This is a genomic window from Paenibacillus sp. PvR098 (assembly GCF_017833255.1).
Taxonomy (GTDB): Bacteria; Bacillota; Bacilli; order Paenibacillales; family NBRC-103111; genus Paenibacillus_G.
This window is the reverse complement of the sequence record NZ_JAFIBU010000001.1, coordinates 1,061,650-1,078,147: the sequence shown is the minus strand read 5'-3', so window position 1 is coordinate 1,078,147 and position 16,498 is coordinate 1,061,650. Positions and strand designations below refer to the sequence as shown.

General features: G+C 51.1%; 14 protein-coding genes. 12 read left to right on the top strand and 2 right to left on the bottom strand.

Features of this window, described 5'->3' with window-relative positions; translation table 11 throughout:
* Nucleotides 1-35 precede the first annotated feature (35 nt).
* The 3 genes from JOE45_RS05335 (at nucleotide 36) to JOE45_RS05325 (ending at nucleotide 3,065) form a co-directional block, all read left to right on the top strand.
* Nucleotides 36-1,667, top strand: coding sequence for a BCCT family transporter (locus JOE45_RS05335; protein WP_210021174.1), 1,632 nt, complete (start codon nucleotides 36-38; stop codon nucleotides 1,665-1,667).
* Nucleotides 1,668-1,926: 259 nt separating this feature from the next.
* On the top strand, nucleotides 1,927-2,469 hold the full coding sequence (locus tag JOE45_RS05330) for an MFS transporter (protein WP_210021175.1): 543 nt from the start codon (nucleotides 1,927-1,929) through the stop codon (nucleotides 2,467-2,469).
* Between the two features lie 35 nt (nucleotides 2,470-2,504).
* Nucleotides 2,505-3,065 carry a DUF309 domain-containing protein gene (locus tag JOE45_RS05325; protein ID WP_210021176.1) on the top strand — a complete coding sequence of 187 codons (561 nt, stop codon included), beginning with the start codon at nucleotides 2,505-2,507 and terminating at the stop codon, nucleotides 3,063-3,065.
* 78 nt (nucleotides 3,066-3,143) lie between these two features.
* Here JOE45_RS05325 and JOE45_RS05320 read toward each other — a convergent pair whose 3' ends face one another.
* Nucleotides 3,144-3,713: a beta-class carbonic anhydrase gene (locus JOE45_RS05320; protein ID WP_210021177.1), complete on the bottom strand. Its 570-nt coding sequence runs from the start codon at nucleotides 3,711-3,713 to the stop codon at nucleotides 3,144-3,146.
* A gap of 51 nt (nucleotides 3,714-3,764) precedes the next feature.
* A complete protein-coding gene (locus tag JOE45_RS05315) occupies nucleotides 3,765-4,091 on the bottom strand; it encodes an iron-sulfur cluster biosynthesis family protein (RefSeq protein WP_210021178.1) in 327 nt (108 codons plus the stop codon).
* A 108-nt stretch (nucleotides 4,092-4,199) separates the two neighbouring features.
* On the opposite strand from JOE45_RS05315, the gene JOE45_RS05310 reads away from it, so the two are divergent.
* The 9 genes from JOE45_RS05310 to JOE45_RS05270 all read left to right on the top strand — a co-directional run bounded on the left by JOE45_RS05310 (nucleotide 4,200) and on the right by JOE45_RS05270 (nucleotide 16,474).
* Nucleotides 4,200-5,720, top strand: a complete 1,521-nt coding sequence (locus JOE45_RS05310) for a carboxypeptidase M32 (RefSeq protein ID WP_210021179.1) — start codon at nucleotides 4,200-4,202, stop codon at nucleotides 5,718-5,720.
* Between the two features lie 159 nt (nucleotides 5,721-5,879).
* Nucleotides 5,880-6,905, top strand: a complete 1,026-nt coding sequence (locus tag JOE45_RS05305; RefSeq protein WP_210021180.1) for an ABC transporter substrate-binding protein — start codon at nucleotides 5,880-5,882, stop codon at nucleotides 6,903-6,905.
* Nucleotides 6,906-7,007: 102 nt separating this feature from the next.
* Nucleotides 7,008-7,805 carry an ABC transporter ATP-binding protein gene (locus tag JOE45_RS05300; RefSeq protein WP_210021181.1) on the top strand — a complete coding sequence of 266 codons (798 nt, stop codon included), beginning with the start codon at nucleotides 7,008-7,010 and terminating at the stop codon, nucleotides 7,803-7,805.
* Nucleotides 7,806-7,848: 43 nt separating this feature from the next.
* The gene (locus JOE45_RS05295) at nucleotides 7,849-8,643 is read left to right on the top strand and encodes an ABC transporter permease (protein WP_245247202.1); all 795 of its coding nucleotides are present in this window, start codon (nucleotides 7,849-7,851) and stop codon (nucleotides 8,641-8,643) included.
* Nucleotides 8,644-8,728: 85 nt separating this feature from the next.
* Nucleotides 8,729-9,718, top strand: coding sequence for an aromatic acid exporter family protein (locus JOE45_RS05290; protein ID WP_348632483.1), 990 nt, complete (start codon nucleotides 8,729-8,731; stop codon nucleotides 9,716-9,718).
* A gap of 120 nt (nucleotides 9,719-9,838) precedes the next feature.
* A complete protein-coding gene (locus JOE45_RS05285) occupies nucleotides 9,839-10,405 on the top strand; it encodes an outer spore coat protein CotE (RefSeq protein WP_210021182.1) in 567 nt (188 codons plus the stop codon).
* Nucleotides 10,406-10,602: 197 nt separating this feature from the next.
* The gene (locus JOE45_RS05280; RefSeq protein ID WP_210021183.1) at nucleotides 10,603-12,093 is read left to right on the top strand and encodes a putative amidoligase domain-containing protein; all 1,491 of its coding nucleotides are present in this window, start codon (nucleotides 10,603-10,605) and stop codon (nucleotides 12,091-12,093) included.
* Nucleotides 12,094-12,288: 195 nt separating this feature from the next.
* Nucleotides 12,289-14,991 carry a DNA mismatch repair protein MutS gene (mutS, locus tag JOE45_RS05275; protein ID WP_210021184.1) on the top strand — a complete coding sequence of 901 codons (2,703 nt, stop codon included), beginning with the start codon at nucleotides 12,289-12,291 and terminating at the stop codon, nucleotides 14,989-14,991.
* A gap of 46 nt (nucleotides 14,992-15,037) precedes the next feature.
* Nucleotides 15,038-16,474, top strand: a complete 1,437-nt coding sequence (locus JOE45_RS05270; protein WP_210021185.1) for a S41 family peptidase — start codon at nucleotides 15,038-15,040, stop codon at nucleotides 16,472-16,474.
* Nucleotides 16,475-16,498 lie beyond the last annotated feature (24 nt).

Here is a 16,498-nt window from a genome sequence, read left to right as displayed (position 1 = left end):
AAGCTGTGAGAGGTACTTCAGAAGGAGATGGGAAGATGCCGGATCAAAAAAGTTCATTGGGTCAACCAAAGTTGGACAGATGGGTATTAGGCGTTAGCGGTGTGTTTTTTATTCTGTTTATCATGGCCTCATTAATCAACATTGATCTGGTAAGCTCCATATTGAGCAGCTCTTTAAACTGGGTAACTTCAACGTTGGGCTCTGTGTTTGCTGTCATTGTATTTTTGAATGTATTGGTCTGTATTTATCTGATTTTCTCAAAACTCGGTTCTATCCGGCTCGGGAAATTAGAAAAACCGGAGATGTCTACATTCAGCTGGATATCCATTTTATTTTGCTCAGCTATTGCTGCCGGGGCTGTATTCTACGGTCCAGGCGAACCCTTAACTTTTTTCAGTTCGGTTCCTCCTCTTTATTCCGATACCGTACAAAATAACACTCAAGAGGCAGCGGTTGTGGCGTTGCAATATTCTTATTTACACTGGGGATTCAGTGCATGGTGTATTTATGGCATTTTTGTTATCGCAACCATGGTGGCCGTATATCACAAAGGGCTGCCGTTTAAACCGAGCTCAGCGTTCTATTTCCTGATTGGAGAGAAACGGGTAAAGGGATTTTGGGGAAAAGCGATCGATATCTTTAGCACGATTGCCGTAGTAGGCGGAGTGATGGCCTCTGTGGGACTGCTTGTCATACAGCTTGGTTACATGCTTGAAGAAGTTTATGGTATTCCCGATAACTCAGCAACTAAATTTATTATCCTATTCGTCATCGTAGCTACGTTTACCATTTCGTGTATAACTGGTGTTTTCAAAGGAATTACAAAGCTCAGCAGATGGAACGTTTATTTGGCAATCGTTTTGGCCGCTGCAATTTTCCTTTTAGGCCCCTCTCAATTTATCCTCGATATTATGATATCCAGCTTTGGAGGGTATTTGCAGGATTTTGTGAAAATGAGTTTGTATACAGATCCGGTGGAAAAAAGCGGTTGGCTTTCATGGTGGAGCTCCTTTTATTGGGCTTGGTGGATCGGCTGGGGACCGGCAATAGGTTTGTTTTTTGCACGAGTTTCCAGGGGGAGAACCATTAGAGAAATTTTGATTGCGGGACTAAGCATTTCAGGGGTCTCATTAATATTTTGGTTTGCTATATTGGGGGGAACCGGCATATGGTTTGATATTAAATCAGGCGGTGAGATTACAAAAGTTCTTGCAACCAACGGCATGGAGTCAGCACTCCTTTCGTTATTGAATTATTTGCCGTTAAGTAATGTATTTATTATTGCGTTTCTCATCGCGATTGTTTTGTTCTTGGTGACAACAGCTGATTCGGTAGCGTTATCTGCATCGATCGTAGTAACAGGTTCAGATGAACCTAGTCGGTGGATACGGCTGTTTTGGGGTTTGGTCATTGGGGGGATTGCGGCGATTCTTTTGCATATTGGCGGGTTGTCCACACTTCAAACAGGGGCGATTATCACAGCTCCACCCATTGCTCTCATGTTATTACTGTTAATAGTAAGCATTCCTAGACAACTGAAACAAATGGTTGATGAAGAATGTAAGACAGGTGATGAAGCCGAAAGGTATGAAGTAGTGAAAGCTAAGGAAAGCCTTACCGTCGACCCGCTTATTGCTCCTGTCAGGAGGGATAACCTACATATGTGACAAGGAAGTCCTTGAGCGCCAGGGTACTGTCAGTATGCTGGCGCTCGGGTTCAGCAAGCTATTAATGAGGGTGGTTTTGTTGCATGAACAACGGGCCTTTGCTCTAATTTATGGCACGACATTGCTCTATGGATTTATACAGACCATGATGGGTATTTTGGTTACCAGGCTTCTTTTGCCGTATGTTCATTTATTGGAGGAAGCATTTTTGGTTTAAGTTTTATTATGCCCGTATACCATAAATATGGACATGAACATATTGGATCTTTCTCCGTTATTCCATGTAATGAGGTGTAAGCCTTTTTATATTGCCGGAATATCCGCTTTCACAGCTGCTGTACCGTTTGTTTTAATTTACTCTTTTTATCCCGTATTTTTTAAAGAATTAGGATTTAGTGAGGCGACCATTGGGGGGATAACAGCCCTGCTTTCGGTTGGGTATATCATCATCGGATTTACCTATGGAAAGCTCGAATCTTTATTGGGAAGAAAGTTTTTATTATGTATGGGCATGGCAGGCACCGGAATTTGGATTATCCTTTCACCTTTCATTTCAAATATGTGGATTTTTATGATCCTTATCATGGGATTAGGCGTTACGGGCGGTTACTCCAATGTTCTGTATCAATTACTTACGACTCAATATAGCAACAAGGAACAGCGGAATGTATCACTTGCGTTTGTTGGATTATTTTGGTCGATCGCACAATTGACCGTGCCGTTAGGTTTTGGGTGGGTGGCAGAGAGGGAGAAGGGGGATAATGTCATTCAACTGCAAGCGTTCTATGGTAAAATAGTTTAAATATATATAAAAAGACCACCAAAGGATGTATGCAGATGAATTCTTATCCTAAAGCTTATGTGGACTACTTGATTCATTTTCACGCCGAACGGGATTTTTTCGAATGTCACGAAGTGCTTGAAGAATTCTGGAAGGAGCACCCGGAAGATCCGAACAGCGAGGCGTATGTGGGCCTCATTCAGGTGGCCGTCTCGCTTTACCATCAAAGACGGGGCAACCTAGCTGGAGCGGTCAAAATGCTGACAAGCGCTATACAGCGGCTGGACAAAGAACGTCTGGAGCGACTTGGAATCGATGCGGATAAATTTCGAGATGTTCTTCAGGCCCGTTTGGAGGAATGCATGGATCCGGTGAACTTTACCTACTCGGATCTGGACATTCCCCTGAAGGACGAGACACTGAACGTTTTGTGCGGTCAGGCTTGCGCCTACACCAATAAAATATGGGGACAGCCGAGCGACATGAACGATACGTTCCTGATTCACAAGCATACCTTGCGTGACCGCACTGCCGTTGTAGCGGAGCGGGAGCTTCAGAAACAGCTCAAGCTGAAGCAGCGGATGAAGAAGGTGAATGATGAAGGAGAAGCTAAGTAAAAAAATCATCGCAATGAAGGCCGATAAGAGCATATCAGCACTTCTGCGATGATTTTCGTCTCATCCACCATGGGACGTTTAGGAAATGGACTCATATCCGTTAGAGATGATGTCAAGGCGTCCCGTTTCCGGATGAATAATTAAGCCGTGCACGGGCAAATCCTTGGGCAGCAGCGGATGGTTTCTGATCAGATTGACGCTGTTGACGACACCGTCGTGAACGTAATCGAAGCCGGTCAAGAAACCTTCCAGTTTGATGCCTGCATGTTGAAGCGTATCGATCAGCTCGGTTGTCACGCCGCGGCTGCGGGCCTTGTTCAGCACATCTTTCGCATTCAGACCGGTCATGCCGCACTCGTAATGGCCGACAACGAACACTTCTTTGGCATCCAGCTCATAAACCGCCACGATGATGCTTCGCATAATACTCCCGAACGGATGGGAGACGATTGCCCCTGCATTCTTGATGATCTTCGCATCTCCGTTACGCAGGTTCAACGCTCTGGGCAGCAGCTCGGTAAGACGCGTATCCATGCAGGTCAGAATCACCATTTTCTTATCGGGGAATTTGGTGGTTTTAAACTGCTCGTACTCTTTAGCTTCGACGAATTCTTGATTGTGGTGGATGATTTCAGTTAGCATCGACATCTATTTTCCTCCCCTACGGGTCAAAATAAATTATCCTAATGTCTCTTTATTTTATCTTTTGTCCAAAAGCATCATATGGGCATTGTAAATTTGGCCGCTGCTTTTCAATATGAAACAATGACCATTCTTTTTGTAATCTATGGACATGCGTTCCTCGAAAAACACTTCATGCTTGCGATCCATCAGCAGAGGGTAAGGCTCATCCTGAACCATGAAATCGTTGCTGTCGGGCTTGTCCGTAATCCATAGCGTCGGAACACCGCTGACCGAGCAGCCGCAGCCTTCCGCGTCATAGACCAGCTTCAGGTTACCGCCCTCTGGCGTGTTCAGCTTAGAATTGATTTCCTTAGCTGCTTCTTCGGTAAAAGTAATGTGCATGGTAGTCACTCTCCTCCTACATCTATCATACCCCATTTTGGAGAAATTTGCTTCTGTTTTCAGGAGCAAGTATGATCAAGTTATACCGTTATGGAAGGGGTAAGCCAGATGACGACTTCAAGCTTTGATGCCAAATTAAACGAGTTCAAGCACTATTTAAAAAAGATGAAGAGCTACGAGGAAGCTGTGGGACTCATTTATTGGGATATGCGCACGGGTGCGCCCAAGAAAGGAATTGCCACACGCTCCGAGGTGGTAGGCGAGTTGTCCGGTGAGCTGTTCAAACTGTCGGTGTCGGATGAAATGGGAGCGTTCTTGGATTATTTTGCTTCCTCTGATGTGAATGGACAGCTGGACCCCTTATATCGGAAGATTGTTAGCGAATGCAAGAAGGAGTACGACCGCAGCAAAAAAATTCCCCCTAAGCGCTATCAGGAATACGTTGTGCTGACTTCCCAGTCCGAAGCGGCATGGGAAGAAGCCAAGGAGCAGGCGGACTTCGCTAGCTTTCAGCCTTATCTGGAGAAGATTGTCGATATGAATCTGGAGTTCATCGATCTATGGGGCTACAAGGGACATAAATACAACACGCTGCTCGATATGTATGAGCCGGGCATGACGGTGGAGAAGCTCGATCAGGTGTTCGGCGCGCTCCGTGAGAAGGTTGTGCCGCTTCTAGCTTCTATTGAATCGTCTTCGCACAAGCCGAATACGTCCTTTTTGAAGCAGATGTTCGATAAGGAAAAGCAAAAGCAGTTCAGCTTATACATACTTGAGCAAATGGGGTATGATTTTGAGGCTGGAAGACTGGACGAAACGGTGCATCCGTTCGCCACGGGGCTTAATCCGGGTGATGTGCGGATTACAACTCGATACCTCTTGGATGATGTGAACAGCGCTTTGTTCGGTACGATTCATGAGGGCGGCCACGCACTCTATGAACAGAACATCTCGCCGGATTTGATCGGCACCCCGTTGTGTACAGGCACATCGATGGGCATTCATGAGTCGCAGTCGCGCTTCTGGGAGAATATGATCGGCCGCAGTCGCCCTTTCTGGAGCAAGTACTACGGTAAGCTGCAGAACAATTACCCTGGCCAGTTCGATAACGTGTCTATGGAAGATTTTTACCGGGCTACCAATGAAGTGAAGCCTTCTCTGATCCGTATTGAGGCCGACGAGCTGACCTATAATCTGCATATTATGGTCCGCTACGAGATCGAGAAGGAGTTGTTCAGCGGCAGCGTGAAGGTGGCTGACCTGCCGGAGGTGTGGAACGAGAAGTACCGCGAGTATCTTGGAATCGCACCGTCCCACAACGGGGAAGGGGTGCTGCAGGACGTGCATTGGTCCGGAGGGGCCTTCGGATATTTTCCTTCTTATGCGCTCGGGAATATGTACGCAGCACAGATCATGCGCACGCTTCGGCAGGAGCTGGGCGACATGGACGCGTTGGTTCAGGAAGGAAATCTGCTTCCGATTAAAGACTGGCTTACGGACAAAATCTACCGTCACGGCAAAAGCCTGACTCCGACGGAAATCATCACGCAGGTCACCGGTGAGGAGCTGAATCCCGACTATTTGGTCGATTATTTACGCGAGAAGTATTCGGATATTTACAGACTGTAAAATCTATTATTTCCTTAATAAGGCATTCCTTGGGACATCCCGGGGAATGCCTTTTATGTTTTAGAGGGCAGCCGTCTGCTGTCCATCCCGAACCTTTCAATAGGCGGGTGCATATGATGGCATCATGATTTAAAGAAACAGACAGGGAGGGACTGGCCTATGATTACAAAGCAGTGGGGTAAGCGACTAGGTGTGGCTCTCGCGTTCATTCTGGCAATGGGTGCGGTGCTTGCGGGTTGCGGAACGGAAAAGGCGGGGGAGATCCAGAAGGTGCGTATTGGCGAGGTTACGCGTTCGATCTTCTATGCGCCGGAATATGTGGCTATTAGCAAAGGATTTTTTCAGGAGCAGGGTCTGGATGTCGAGCTGACGACGACGTTCGGAGGTGATAAGACGATGACGACGCTGCTGTCGGGCGGGATCGACGTGGCACTCGTGGGTTCGGAAACATCCATTTATGTACACCAGCAGGGCAGCGCCGATCCGGTAATCAATTTTGCTCAGATGACACAAACGGACGGAACGTTTCTAGTCTCCCGTAAAAAGCTGGAAGGCACGTTCGATTGGAATACGCTGAAGGGGAGCACCTTCCTTGGACAAAGAAAAGGCGGAATGCCACAGATGGCGGGTGAATTTACGCTGAAAAAGCACGGTATCGATCCGCATAAGGACCTGAACCTGCTTCAGAACGTAGATTTTGCCAATATTCCTACGGCGTTCGCCTCTGGAACGGGCGACTATGTACAGTTGTTTGAGCCGCAAGCGACGATGTTTGAGAACGAGGGCAAAGGTCACGTGATCGCCTCCTTCGGAGTAGAAAGCGGCAAGCTGCCATATACCGTGTTTATGGCCAAGAAAAGCTTCATTGACAACAATAATGAAACCATCCAGAAGTTTGCGAATGCGGTGCAGCAGGCGCAGAATTGGGTGCAGCAAAGCAGCCCCGACGAAATTACGGAGGCGATCGCATCGTTCTTCCAGGATACGGATAAAGAAATTATCAAGAACGTCGTAAAGCGTTATAAGGATCAAGGCTCCTTCGCGACCGACGGGATCGTAGACGAGCAGGAGTGGAACAATCTTCAGGATATCATGGAAGCGGCTGGAGAGCTGAAGCAGCGTGTGGATCATAAAGCTCTGGTAGACACCCAGTTTGCCGAGAAAGCCAAGCAAATCATCAAGTAATAAGTGCGGATAGAGCGTTGTTAAGTGAGTGGGGCTATCATGGGAGTTAAGGCCAGAACGCCCCTTCGCTATCTTCATGAAGCAAACAAAGGAGGGATGAGCATGATATCCGCCGTGGAATTGAACGGCGTGTCGCAAGTGTTTGTGAATCGAAAAGGCACTTTCGTGGCGCTGAAAGATATTGATCTCAGCGTTCGTCCGGGTGAATTCGTAAGCCTGATCGGTCCGAGCGGCTGCGGCAAGACGACTTTGCTGTCTCTAATCAGCGGATTGCTGCCGACGACTTCCGGGACGATTCGCATTTTGGGGGAGGAGATTCAAAAGCCGACACCTAAGGTCGGCTATATGCTGCAGCAGGACTATTTATTTCCGTGGCGCACGATTGATGAGAATGCATCGATCGGTTTGGAGCTGCTCGGTCGGCTGAATGCAAAGACTCGGTCTTCCGTATTGGCACTCTTGGATGAAATGGGTCTTAGCGAGCAGGCGGAGCGTTATCCTCATCAGCTATCCGGAGGGATGCGGCAGAGGGTTGCGCTTGTGCGGACACTCGCTCCAGAGCCGGAAATCCTGTTATTAGATGAACCGTTCTCCGCGCTTGATTACCAAACCAAGCTGCAGCTCGAGGACCTTGTGGCACAGACGCTGAAAGCACGAGGAAAAACCGCGGTGCTCGTCACGCACGATATCTCCGAAGCGATTGCTATGAGCGACCGCATTATCGTGCTGTGTCCGAATCCGGGGCGCGTGCTTGCGGAGGTGGAGGTGCCGTCCGCGATTCGCCGAGCGCTGCCGCTCAAGGCGCGTGAGGAAGAAGGCTTCCACGAGCTGTTTCATCATCTTTGGGGCCTTTTCGAGCAGATGGACAAGAAGGGAGGGGGCGGAAGTGAACCCAATTGAACGAACGGGACTTCAGCATGAGGTCGAGACCTCTGTGGATCCACTGGCCAAGCGGGTCTTCGATCAGTTTTGCAGCAGGGAGCGGAAGCTTACCTTCTATGTTCGTTTGACACAGATCAGCTTATTGATATTGTTTTTCGGGTTATGGGAAACGGCCAGTCGGCTCCAATGGATCGATGGACTATTGTTCAGCTCCCCCAGTAGGGTCGTCGGACTGCTGATTGAGAAGATAGCCGACGGTACCATGCTAATCCACACCTGGGTGACGGTATGGGAGACCGTCATCGGCTTCCTGCTGGGAACGGTGCTGGGCACATCCATTGCCGCGCTGATCTGGTTCTCTCCGTTCCTCTCCAGGGTGTTGGATCCTTACATTGTCGTGTTGAACAGCTTGCCCAAAGTGGCGCTCGGACCGCTTTTTATTGTAGCGCTCGGTCCTGGGATGATGTCGATCATCGCCACCACGCTTTCCATCACCGTGATCATTACGATATTGGTCATTTATAACAGCTTCCGCGAGGTGGATCCGAATTTTATCAAGGTCGTTCAGATCTTCGGGGGAAACCGGCGGACCGTATTCCGTAAAGTGGTTTTGCCGGCCTCTTATCCGACCATCGTATCCACACTCAAGGTGAACGTGGGCCTGTCTTGGGTCGGGGTCATTGTAGGCGAATATCTCGTATCCAAACAGGGGCTTGGTTATTTAATTATTTATGGCTTTCAGGTCTTCAACTTCACGCTGGTGATCGGCAGCCTGTTTATTATCGCTATCGCCGCAACGATGATGTACCAAGGAGTGGCGTATCTGGAAGGAAAGCTGGTGGGCAGGAAGCAGTAAAGGGTGCGCGGGAATCGGCTCAGAGGGCGGTTCCTTTTTTTTGTACATAAGGTCCGTTGAGGAAATCACCCGAAAGAGGTAAGATGTGGATAGATTGTTTAAAGCGAGGAAAGCGCACATGGGGATTCGGGTATTAAAAACGGCAGTAGCCGTTGTGGCAGCGATTTACATCTCACAGGCGCTCGGGCTGCAGTCGCCGTTCTCGGCGGGTTTGCTTGCGGTGCTCGGGGTGGACGTGACCAAAAAAAGAGGTCTGAACACATCGTTTCAGCGCATAGCCGCTTCGGTATTGGGCCTATTTGCAGGTGCTGCGTTATTGTGGATATTCGGCTTTCACATTTGGGTTGTCGGGCTGTTTGTCATGTTGATTTATCCGATTTTGAGCCGGCTCCATTTGAAAGAGGGTATCGTCACCAGCTCCGTCATGATACTGCATATGTTCGCTGCCGGGAGCCTTACCGCAGAGCTGCTGGTGAACGAAATCGCGCTGCTGCTCGTTGGCCTAGGTACGGCTACTTTAATTAATGTGATGTATATGCCCAAAGAGGACAAGCATCTGCAGGATTACAAAACGAGGGTAGAGCAGCTGTTCTCGCAGATATTTACTGAGCTATCGCGCCATCTGAGAGATACAGAGTATATTTGGAGCGGCGGTGAATTGCTGGAGGCCGAGGATTTGCTGGATCAAGCGATCAAGGCTGCCGAGCGTGCGGACGAGAACAGCCTGATGAGCGGCCGTGCGGCGTGGCCCGTCTATTTCTACATGCGCGAACGGCAGATGGAAGCTATTCAGCGGATGGTGCAGCTGGTTGCCCGGGTATATCAGACACTGCCGCACGGGGAGCTGCTGGCCGGCGTTTTCAAGGGACTGTCGGAGGACGTGAAGCTTCCGCACTATACGGGAAGAGCCGAGAATAAGCTGAAGGAGCTGGAGAAACAGTTCAAAGCAATGCCGCTTCCGTCCACGCGCGAGGAGTTCGAGATTCGTGCCGCATTGCTGCAGCTCACGGAAGAGATGAAGGTTTATTTGAGTGTGGCCAAACGAGAAAAACGCCCTCTGGGGGAGGACGCATAAGGAACGGCACGTTTCTGAGAACCTTTTGAAATAAATTAAAAATGATAAAGAAAATGAGCACACTAGACGAATGTCCTGCATACAAATGTAATGAATGATTGTATGGAGGAGGTTAGAAGGATGTCATTAGATAAAGATTTGCAGTGCAGAGAGATCTATACGAAGGCTGTCTGTGGCAAAGGACGCAAATTCTCACAAGTAACCAACTCGGTCACTCCGCCTCATTCTCCGACCAGTATTTTGGGTGCTTGGATAATCAACAACCAATACGATGCGGTGAAGTCGGGTGAAAATGTGGAAGTGGTAGGTACTTACGACATCAACATATGGTATTCGTACGATCGAAATACCAAAACGGATGTTGCGAAAGAAACCGTATCTTATGCAGAGGTGGTCTCGCTTCACTATCTCGACAAAAAGCATAAGCCGACGACGGCGGAGGTATCGGCTGTCGCTACACAAGAACCGAACTGCGTGGAAGCAAGTATCTCTACTTATGGAGACACGGTGCTTATCCGCGTAGAACGGGAGTTTAAGGTAGAAATGATCGCAGAGACGAAGGTATGCGTGGTGGTATGCCCTAACGGCTGCGATGATTTCGACGATAAGCAGGTGGAATTTGACAGTTCCGACGACGGCGATTATGAGGACCTCGATCCTGATCTGTTAGACGAGGAAATGGATTGATCCGCTTTGTACTAACATCATATGCCGGAACAAGGCATTTCGGCAGAGGGCGTCAGCCCTCTTTTTTGTTCCCCGCGGTTGTCCGAAGCAAAATGGGCATTTGCCTTAACATCCAAACATTCAGCGGATCCGTCTCAAAGAATTGAACATTAGCCTCGGCTGGGCACAGCCGCAACTTGAAGAAGGAGGACCTCCTTATGCGCGCTTTTTTGCTGCATTCCCACGAACCGACGCTGGAGCTGCTGCTAGACAAGCTGCATATTCCTCACGGTACCCAATTGCCGTCAAACCAAGAAGAAAGCTACGTCATCCATTGGGGAGCCTATCATCCGGAAAGAGGGTATGCGGAGGTGCTGCAGCCGGTCAAAAGCGTACTGCTTTCCTTACAGCTGCCGCGGGCGGCCGAGATTCTGAGCATGAATGGGATAGATTGTGCTTTGGAAGCGGAGGAATCCTTAATGGATATGGCGTCTCAGCCGGTTTATGCGCACCGGATAGCTGCATCCAACGTTCCAGACGATAGCCGGCGCTGGTCTCATGTTTATGTAGTGCCCGTGTTCCACCTGCAGGCGCTGTCGCTGTTTTATAAGTCTTATGGCGTGTACTATGGCAAGGGGGCTCCATCAGGAGTGCGGGTCCGGGATGGTGCTACAACCGAATGGACGGAGATCGGAACCAGTCAACCGAACTATTATGCCGCCCATGCGATGCGCGAAGCTATCAAATCGATTTATGCGCTTGGACTCGACTACGGCGTTGTCCGCATCGGTGTAAGACCAAACGGTAAAATGGCCGTACTTCGCTTGGAAGCGATTCCTAAGTTGACGCTTCGGCTTGCTGAGCTGTACGCGGAAGCGATGAATCGGCTTGACGAGCAGTTAGCTGCCGGCGTATTCCGCAATCACAGCGAGGTGATGCTGGGGGCGGACCCGGAATTTCTGATCGTTACCCGGCAGGGGAAAGTGAAGTTCGCTTCCCACTATGTGGATAAGGAGGGCCCGTTCGGCTGCGATGCCATCGTGCTCCGCAGCCGGAGGAAAATATACCCCTTGGCCGAGCTGCGGCCAAAACCAAGTACAGAGGTGCGGGAGCTTGTTATCCATCTTCACCGGACGATGCAGCTTGCCGCCAAGCGAATCACGGATCCGGAGCTGCAGTGGGTGGCTGGCGGTATGCCGGTTCGAGGGCTTCCGCTTGGAGGACATATTCATTTCAGCGGGACTCCGCTGGATTGCAGGCTGCTGCGGGCGCTGGACAACTATATCGCGCTTCCGCTTACACTGCTTGAGGATACGACGACCGGATTACGGAAACCGAAATATGGATTTTTGGGTGATTTTCGCAAGGCGAAGCACGGCGGGTTCGAATATCGCGTACTGCCGAGCTGGATGGTATCTCCTGTGGTAGCCAAGGGCGTGCTGGCACTGGCGAAGCTTGTGGCTGAGCATTACCTAGAGCTGAAGCAGAGGCCGCTCTCCGAGCCTGAAGTTACGAAAGCGTATTACCACGGGGATAAAGCTCGTATCCGGCCGCTGCTTGCGGCGCTTTGGCGCGATTTGGAAAAGCTGCCTGGTTATGCGCGCCATGAATCTTACCTCCTGCCTCTTCGCCGCATGATGCTGCAGAAGAGAGCATGGAACGAGCAGGAAGACATTCGGCCCAAATGGAAAATCTCTCCCTTTACATAGAACGCGAGAGTTCTCTATCTTTTCGTGATATAATGGTTGGCATGATAGAGAGAAAAATAGAAGGATGAAGGTTCGCCGAAGTGCAGCGGACTTTCATATACTGTAGTCGCCCGTCTGACCCTATGTACATAAGAATAAGGGATGGTCAAACCTTGGTTTCGGGCGGATTTGAAGAGTCATTCTGGAGGATGAAGCATGGCCCAATATACACCTATGATCGAGCAGTACCTCGCCATCAAGGCGGAGGTGCAGGACGCTTTTTTGTTTTTTCGTTTAGGAGATTTCTATGAATTGTTTTTCGACGACGCCATACTGGCTTCCCGCGAGCTTGAAATTACGTTAACCGGCAGGGGAGGCGGTACGGAGGAGCGAATACCGATGTGCGGCGTACCCTACCATTCGGCGGAAAGCTATATTGTTCGTTTGGTAGAAAAAGGATATAAGGTAGCGATCTGCGAGCAGGTGGAGAATCCGGCTGAAGCGAAGGGGCCTGTGCGCAGGGAGATCGTCCGCATTGTGACGCCGGGTACGGTCATGGACGCGCGTCTGCTCAGCGAGACAAGCAACAATTATATCGCTGCCATTGTCCGGTCGGGAGAAGGCTACGGCTTTGCCGCTTGCGACATCTCTACCGGAGAGCTTTACGTGACCCGGCTTGACGGTTCCTTCGAGCTCCTGCTTGACGAGCTGAACGTGTACAGCCCTTCGGAGGTGCTGGGCAGCCCGGCGCTGCTGGAGAGAATCCGCAGCGGGGCGGCCGCATGGATGAAGTCGGCGGTGATGACGCCCCGTGAGCGACAAGCCGCATCGACAGGCGGGGGTTTGTCGCCGGAAGGCCATTTCTCGGATGCGCAGCTTCGTGCGCTGCCCGAGGGCGTTCGCGACACGCTGGCGCTGCTGATGGAATATCTTCAGGAAACGCAAAAGAGGGCGCTGACGCACATTAAGCATATCCGTGTGTATGAACCCAACCAATATATGATTATGGATCCGTTCACCCGCCGCAATCTGGAGCTGGTCGAGACCGTGCGCGACCGGTCCAAGAAGGGCACGCTTCTGTGGTTGCTCGATAAGACGGTGACCGCGATGGGCGGCCGCCTCCTTCGACGCTGGATCGAGAAACCGCTGATGAATGCGGCGCATATTGAAGACCGGCTGGAGGCTGTGGAACGTCTGTACCGCCAACTGATCGTACGCGACGAGCTGAAGCAGTCTCTGAAGGAGGTCTACGATCTGGAGCGGCTGACGGCCCGCATCGCTTACGGCAGCGCTAATGCGCGTGATCTGGTCGCGCTCAAAGCATCGGTCGCACAGGTGCCGCAGCTGCAGCGCCTGTGCGAAACCAGTGGATCTGCTACGCTGGCAGCGCTGGCAGCCCGGATCGATCCATGCCAGGATTTGATGGCATCGATTGAGGAGGCCATCGTGGACGAGCCTCCCGTATCCATCCGTGACGGGGGCATGATCCGTGCAGGGCTCAGCGAACGCTTGGATCAGCTTCGCGAGGCGAATACGAACGGCAAGCAGTGGATCGCCGAGTTGGAAAAGCACGAGCGTGAGAGAACGGGGATTAAATCGCTCAAGATCGGTTTTAACAAAGTGTTCGGTTATTATATCGAGGTGACGAAGTCGAACCTGTCCTCCTTGGAAGAGGGCCGTTATGAACGGAAGCAGACGCTGGCCAGTGCCGAGCGGTTCGTAACCCCGGAACTTAAGGAAAAGGAAGCGCTCATCCTTGAGGCTCAGGAAGGCATGGTTGATCTGGAGCACGATTTGTTTGTCCAGCTCCGGGACAAGCTGGCTTCGCATATACCAAGGCTGCAGCAGCTTGCTGAACTGATTGCCACAGTGGATGTGTACCAGTCTCTGGCACACGTCAGCAGCGCGAACCGTTTTACGCGGCCCGAGGTCGGCGATGAGGTTGAGCTTATTATTGAAGAAGGGCGTCATCCAGTTGTAGAGGCGGTACTTGAGAACGGCGTATTTATCTCCAACGAAACCAGGATGTCTAAAGAGGATGGAAGCATCCTGCTCATCACCGGCCCGAACATGGCGGGGAAAAGCACCTATATGCGTCAGGTGGCGATGATCGTCCTAATGGCGCAAATCGGTTGTTTTGTTCCAGCGAAACGGGCGAAGGTGCCGATTGTTGACCGCATCTTTACGCGAATCGGTGCGGCGGACGATCTGATCGGCGGCCAAAGCACCTTCATGGTCGAGATGATGGATATTCAAGTGATGACCGAGAAAGCAACGGCAAAGAGCCTTGTCATCATAGATGAGCTGGGAAGAGGGACGTCCACAGGAGAGGGCATGGCAATCGCTCAAGCGGTGATCGAGTTTCTGCACGATCAAATCGGCTGCAAGACGCTGGTGTCCACGCACTTTCACGAGCTGGCGCACTTGGAGGAAAGCTTGAGTGAGCTGCGCAATTACTGCATGGCAGTAAAGGAGAGCGGCCAGCAGGTCACATTCCTGCGCAAGTTGATCCGCGGAGCGGCCAGCACCAGCTACGGCATTTATTGCGCTCAAATCGCCGGATTGCCGGCGGGGATTATTGATCGATCCTACGAGCTGCTTCACGCGTTTGAGGCGCGGGGGGAGCTGCTGCAGGGACAGCTTCAAGCGTCTGCAGGCGAAAGCGGGGAGCGGAAAGCGCCTGAGATGCCATTGCGGGTGGAAGAGTCTGGTCCGCCGGCGACAGTTCTTGACGAGCAGCAAGATGTCGTGCAATTAAGCCTCTTCTCGGCTCCTGAGGAGAAGGTGGACAAGCCTTCCCGAAAGGACGCTAAAGCGGACAAAGTGCTTGAGCAGCTGCGTACGGCCGATTTGATGAATATGACGCCGATGGCGGCCATGAATTTTTTGTACGAACTAAAGAAACAACTGCCCTCTTAAAAGAGGAATCGCAAGGCAATAATGCTATGGGGAGAAGGGTTAGAGCATGAAAAGAAACGTCAGAAAAGCGCTTTGGCGCAAAACCATACCTGCCTTGCTCTCACTCTCGCTGCTGTTTCCGACCGCCGCACCTGCTTGGGCTGCGGGCTCGGACAGCGTGACTGAAGTACTAGAGCTGCTTGAACATAACCATGTGAGCGCTCCGAACGGAAGCCATTTGACCGATGCAGCGATCCAAGCTATGGTAGACGCGCTGCGAGATCCTTATACGGTATACTTTACGCCGGAAGAACTGCAGTCTTTTGAAGATGCGGTGGAGAATCAATATGTCGGGATTGGCGTCAGGGTAGCCATGGAGGAAGACGGGCTGTACATCACGGATGTGTTTGTCGATTCTCCGGCCAGCCATGCGGGGCTGAAGGCAGGCGACTTGATCGTTAAGGTGGAGGGGGAAACCACCATTGGCAAGCAGCTGGAGGATGTCACCTCCAAGATTATTGGTTTGCCGGGAACGAAAGTGAACCTCCAAGTGTTGCGGAATGAAGAAACGAATGACCTCGTGATGGAGCGTCAAAAAGTACGGGTTCCGACTGTAATGGCTGGGCGCTTCGAGCCTGGCATCGGGTATGTTAAGGTAACGGGGTTCACCAGCGATGCGGATGAGATGATGAGCAAGGAGCTGACCGCGCTGAATGAACAGGGAATCCAAAGTCTGATCGTGGACCTGCGCAATAACCCGGGCGGCATCCTGGAGACAGCTCAGCAGATGGCCAGGCTGTTCGTGAAGGAAGGGACGCTGATGCATACGAAGGATCGCGATAACGTGGATGACCCGGTGAAGATCGCTAATGGGATGACGCAGCCTTATCCGGTGTTTTTCCTGGTGAATGAGAACAGCGCGAGCGCTTCAGAGGTGCTGACGGGGGCTTTACAGGACTATGGTGTGATTACTGTTATCGGGACGAAAACGTTCGGTAAAGGCAGCGTACAGCAGGTTGTTCCTCTGCAATCGGGAGGCGCTTTGAAGCTCACCGTTCAAGAATATTTGACTCCGAAGCTTAGAAAAGTGAATGGAGTCGGTATTGAGCCCGATCACAAGGTAGAGGGCGGGGACGTTCCTCAGCTGTTAACGGCGCTTCGGATGGCCGGTGCGAGCCGTTTCGAGCTGACGCTAAAGCGTCTGAATTTGACTGTGAACGGTGTGGCTGTAGAGAACGCGTTCCCCGTTCTGCGTGAACAAGGTCAAACCTATGTCCCTTCTCGCGTGCTTTCAGCTTTGGTCGGCGGGAGCGTGGAGTGGAACGAAGCAACCCGGTCGGTTCGGATCGTTTCCTCAGGCGGCGACGTCATATTCAGCTCTACCGGGGGAGATCTGCTTCTGAGAGACGGAGCAGGGTATGTAAGTCTCCGGCAGGCAGCTTCCATATGGGCCGGTTTGCAATGGAGCGACGACGGCGGGAACTTGGCGATTGGATTCGAGTAAGAGAAATCCTCCGTGGAAGGAGTC

Bases quoted from the DNA above. Each gene is read 5' to 3' on its own strand.
- JOE45_RS05285 (WP_210021182.1), top strand. From the start codon at position 9,839: ATGTCATTAGATAAAGATTTGCAGTGCAGAGAGATCTATACGAAGGCT.
- JOE45_RS05325 (WP_210021176.1), top strand. From the start codon at position 2,505: ATGAATTCTTATCCTAAAGCTTATGTGGACTACTTGATTCATTTTCAC.
- JOE45_RS05310 (WP_210021179.1), top strand. From the start codon at position 4,200: ATGACGACTTCAAGCTTTGATGCCAAATTAAACGAGTTCAAGCACTAT.
- mutS (WP_210021184.1), top strand. From the start codon at position 12,289: ATGGCCCAATATACACCTATGATCGAGCAGTACCTCGCCATCAAGGCG.
- JOE45_RS05300 (WP_210021181.1), top strand. From the start codon at position 7,008: ATGATATCCGCCGTGGAATTGAACGGCGTGTCGCAAGTGTTTGTGAAT.
- JOE45_RS05270 (WP_210021185.1), top strand. From the start codon at position 15,038: ATGAAAAGAAACGTCAGAAAAGCGCTTTGGCGCAAAACCATACCTGCC.
- JOE45_RS05315 (WP_210021178.1), bottom strand. From the start codon at position 4,091: ATGCACATTACTTTTACCGAAGAAGCAGCTAAGGAAATCAATTCTAAG.
- JOE45_RS05280 (WP_210021183.1), top strand. From the start codon at position 10,603: ATGCGCGCTTTTTTGCTGCATTCCCACGAACCGACGCTGGAGCTGCTG.
- JOE45_RS05320 (WP_210021177.1), bottom strand. From the start codon at position 3,713: ATGTCGATGCTAACTGAAATCATCCACCACAATCAAGAATTCGTCGAA.
- JOE45_RS05305 (WP_210021180.1), top strand. From the start codon at position 5,880: ATGATTACAAAGCAGTGGGGTAAGCGACTAGGTGTGGCTCTCGCGTTC.
- JOE45_RS05335 (WP_210021174.1), top strand. From the start codon at position 36: ATGCCGGATCAAAAAAGTTCATTGGGTCAACCAAAGTTGGACAGATGG.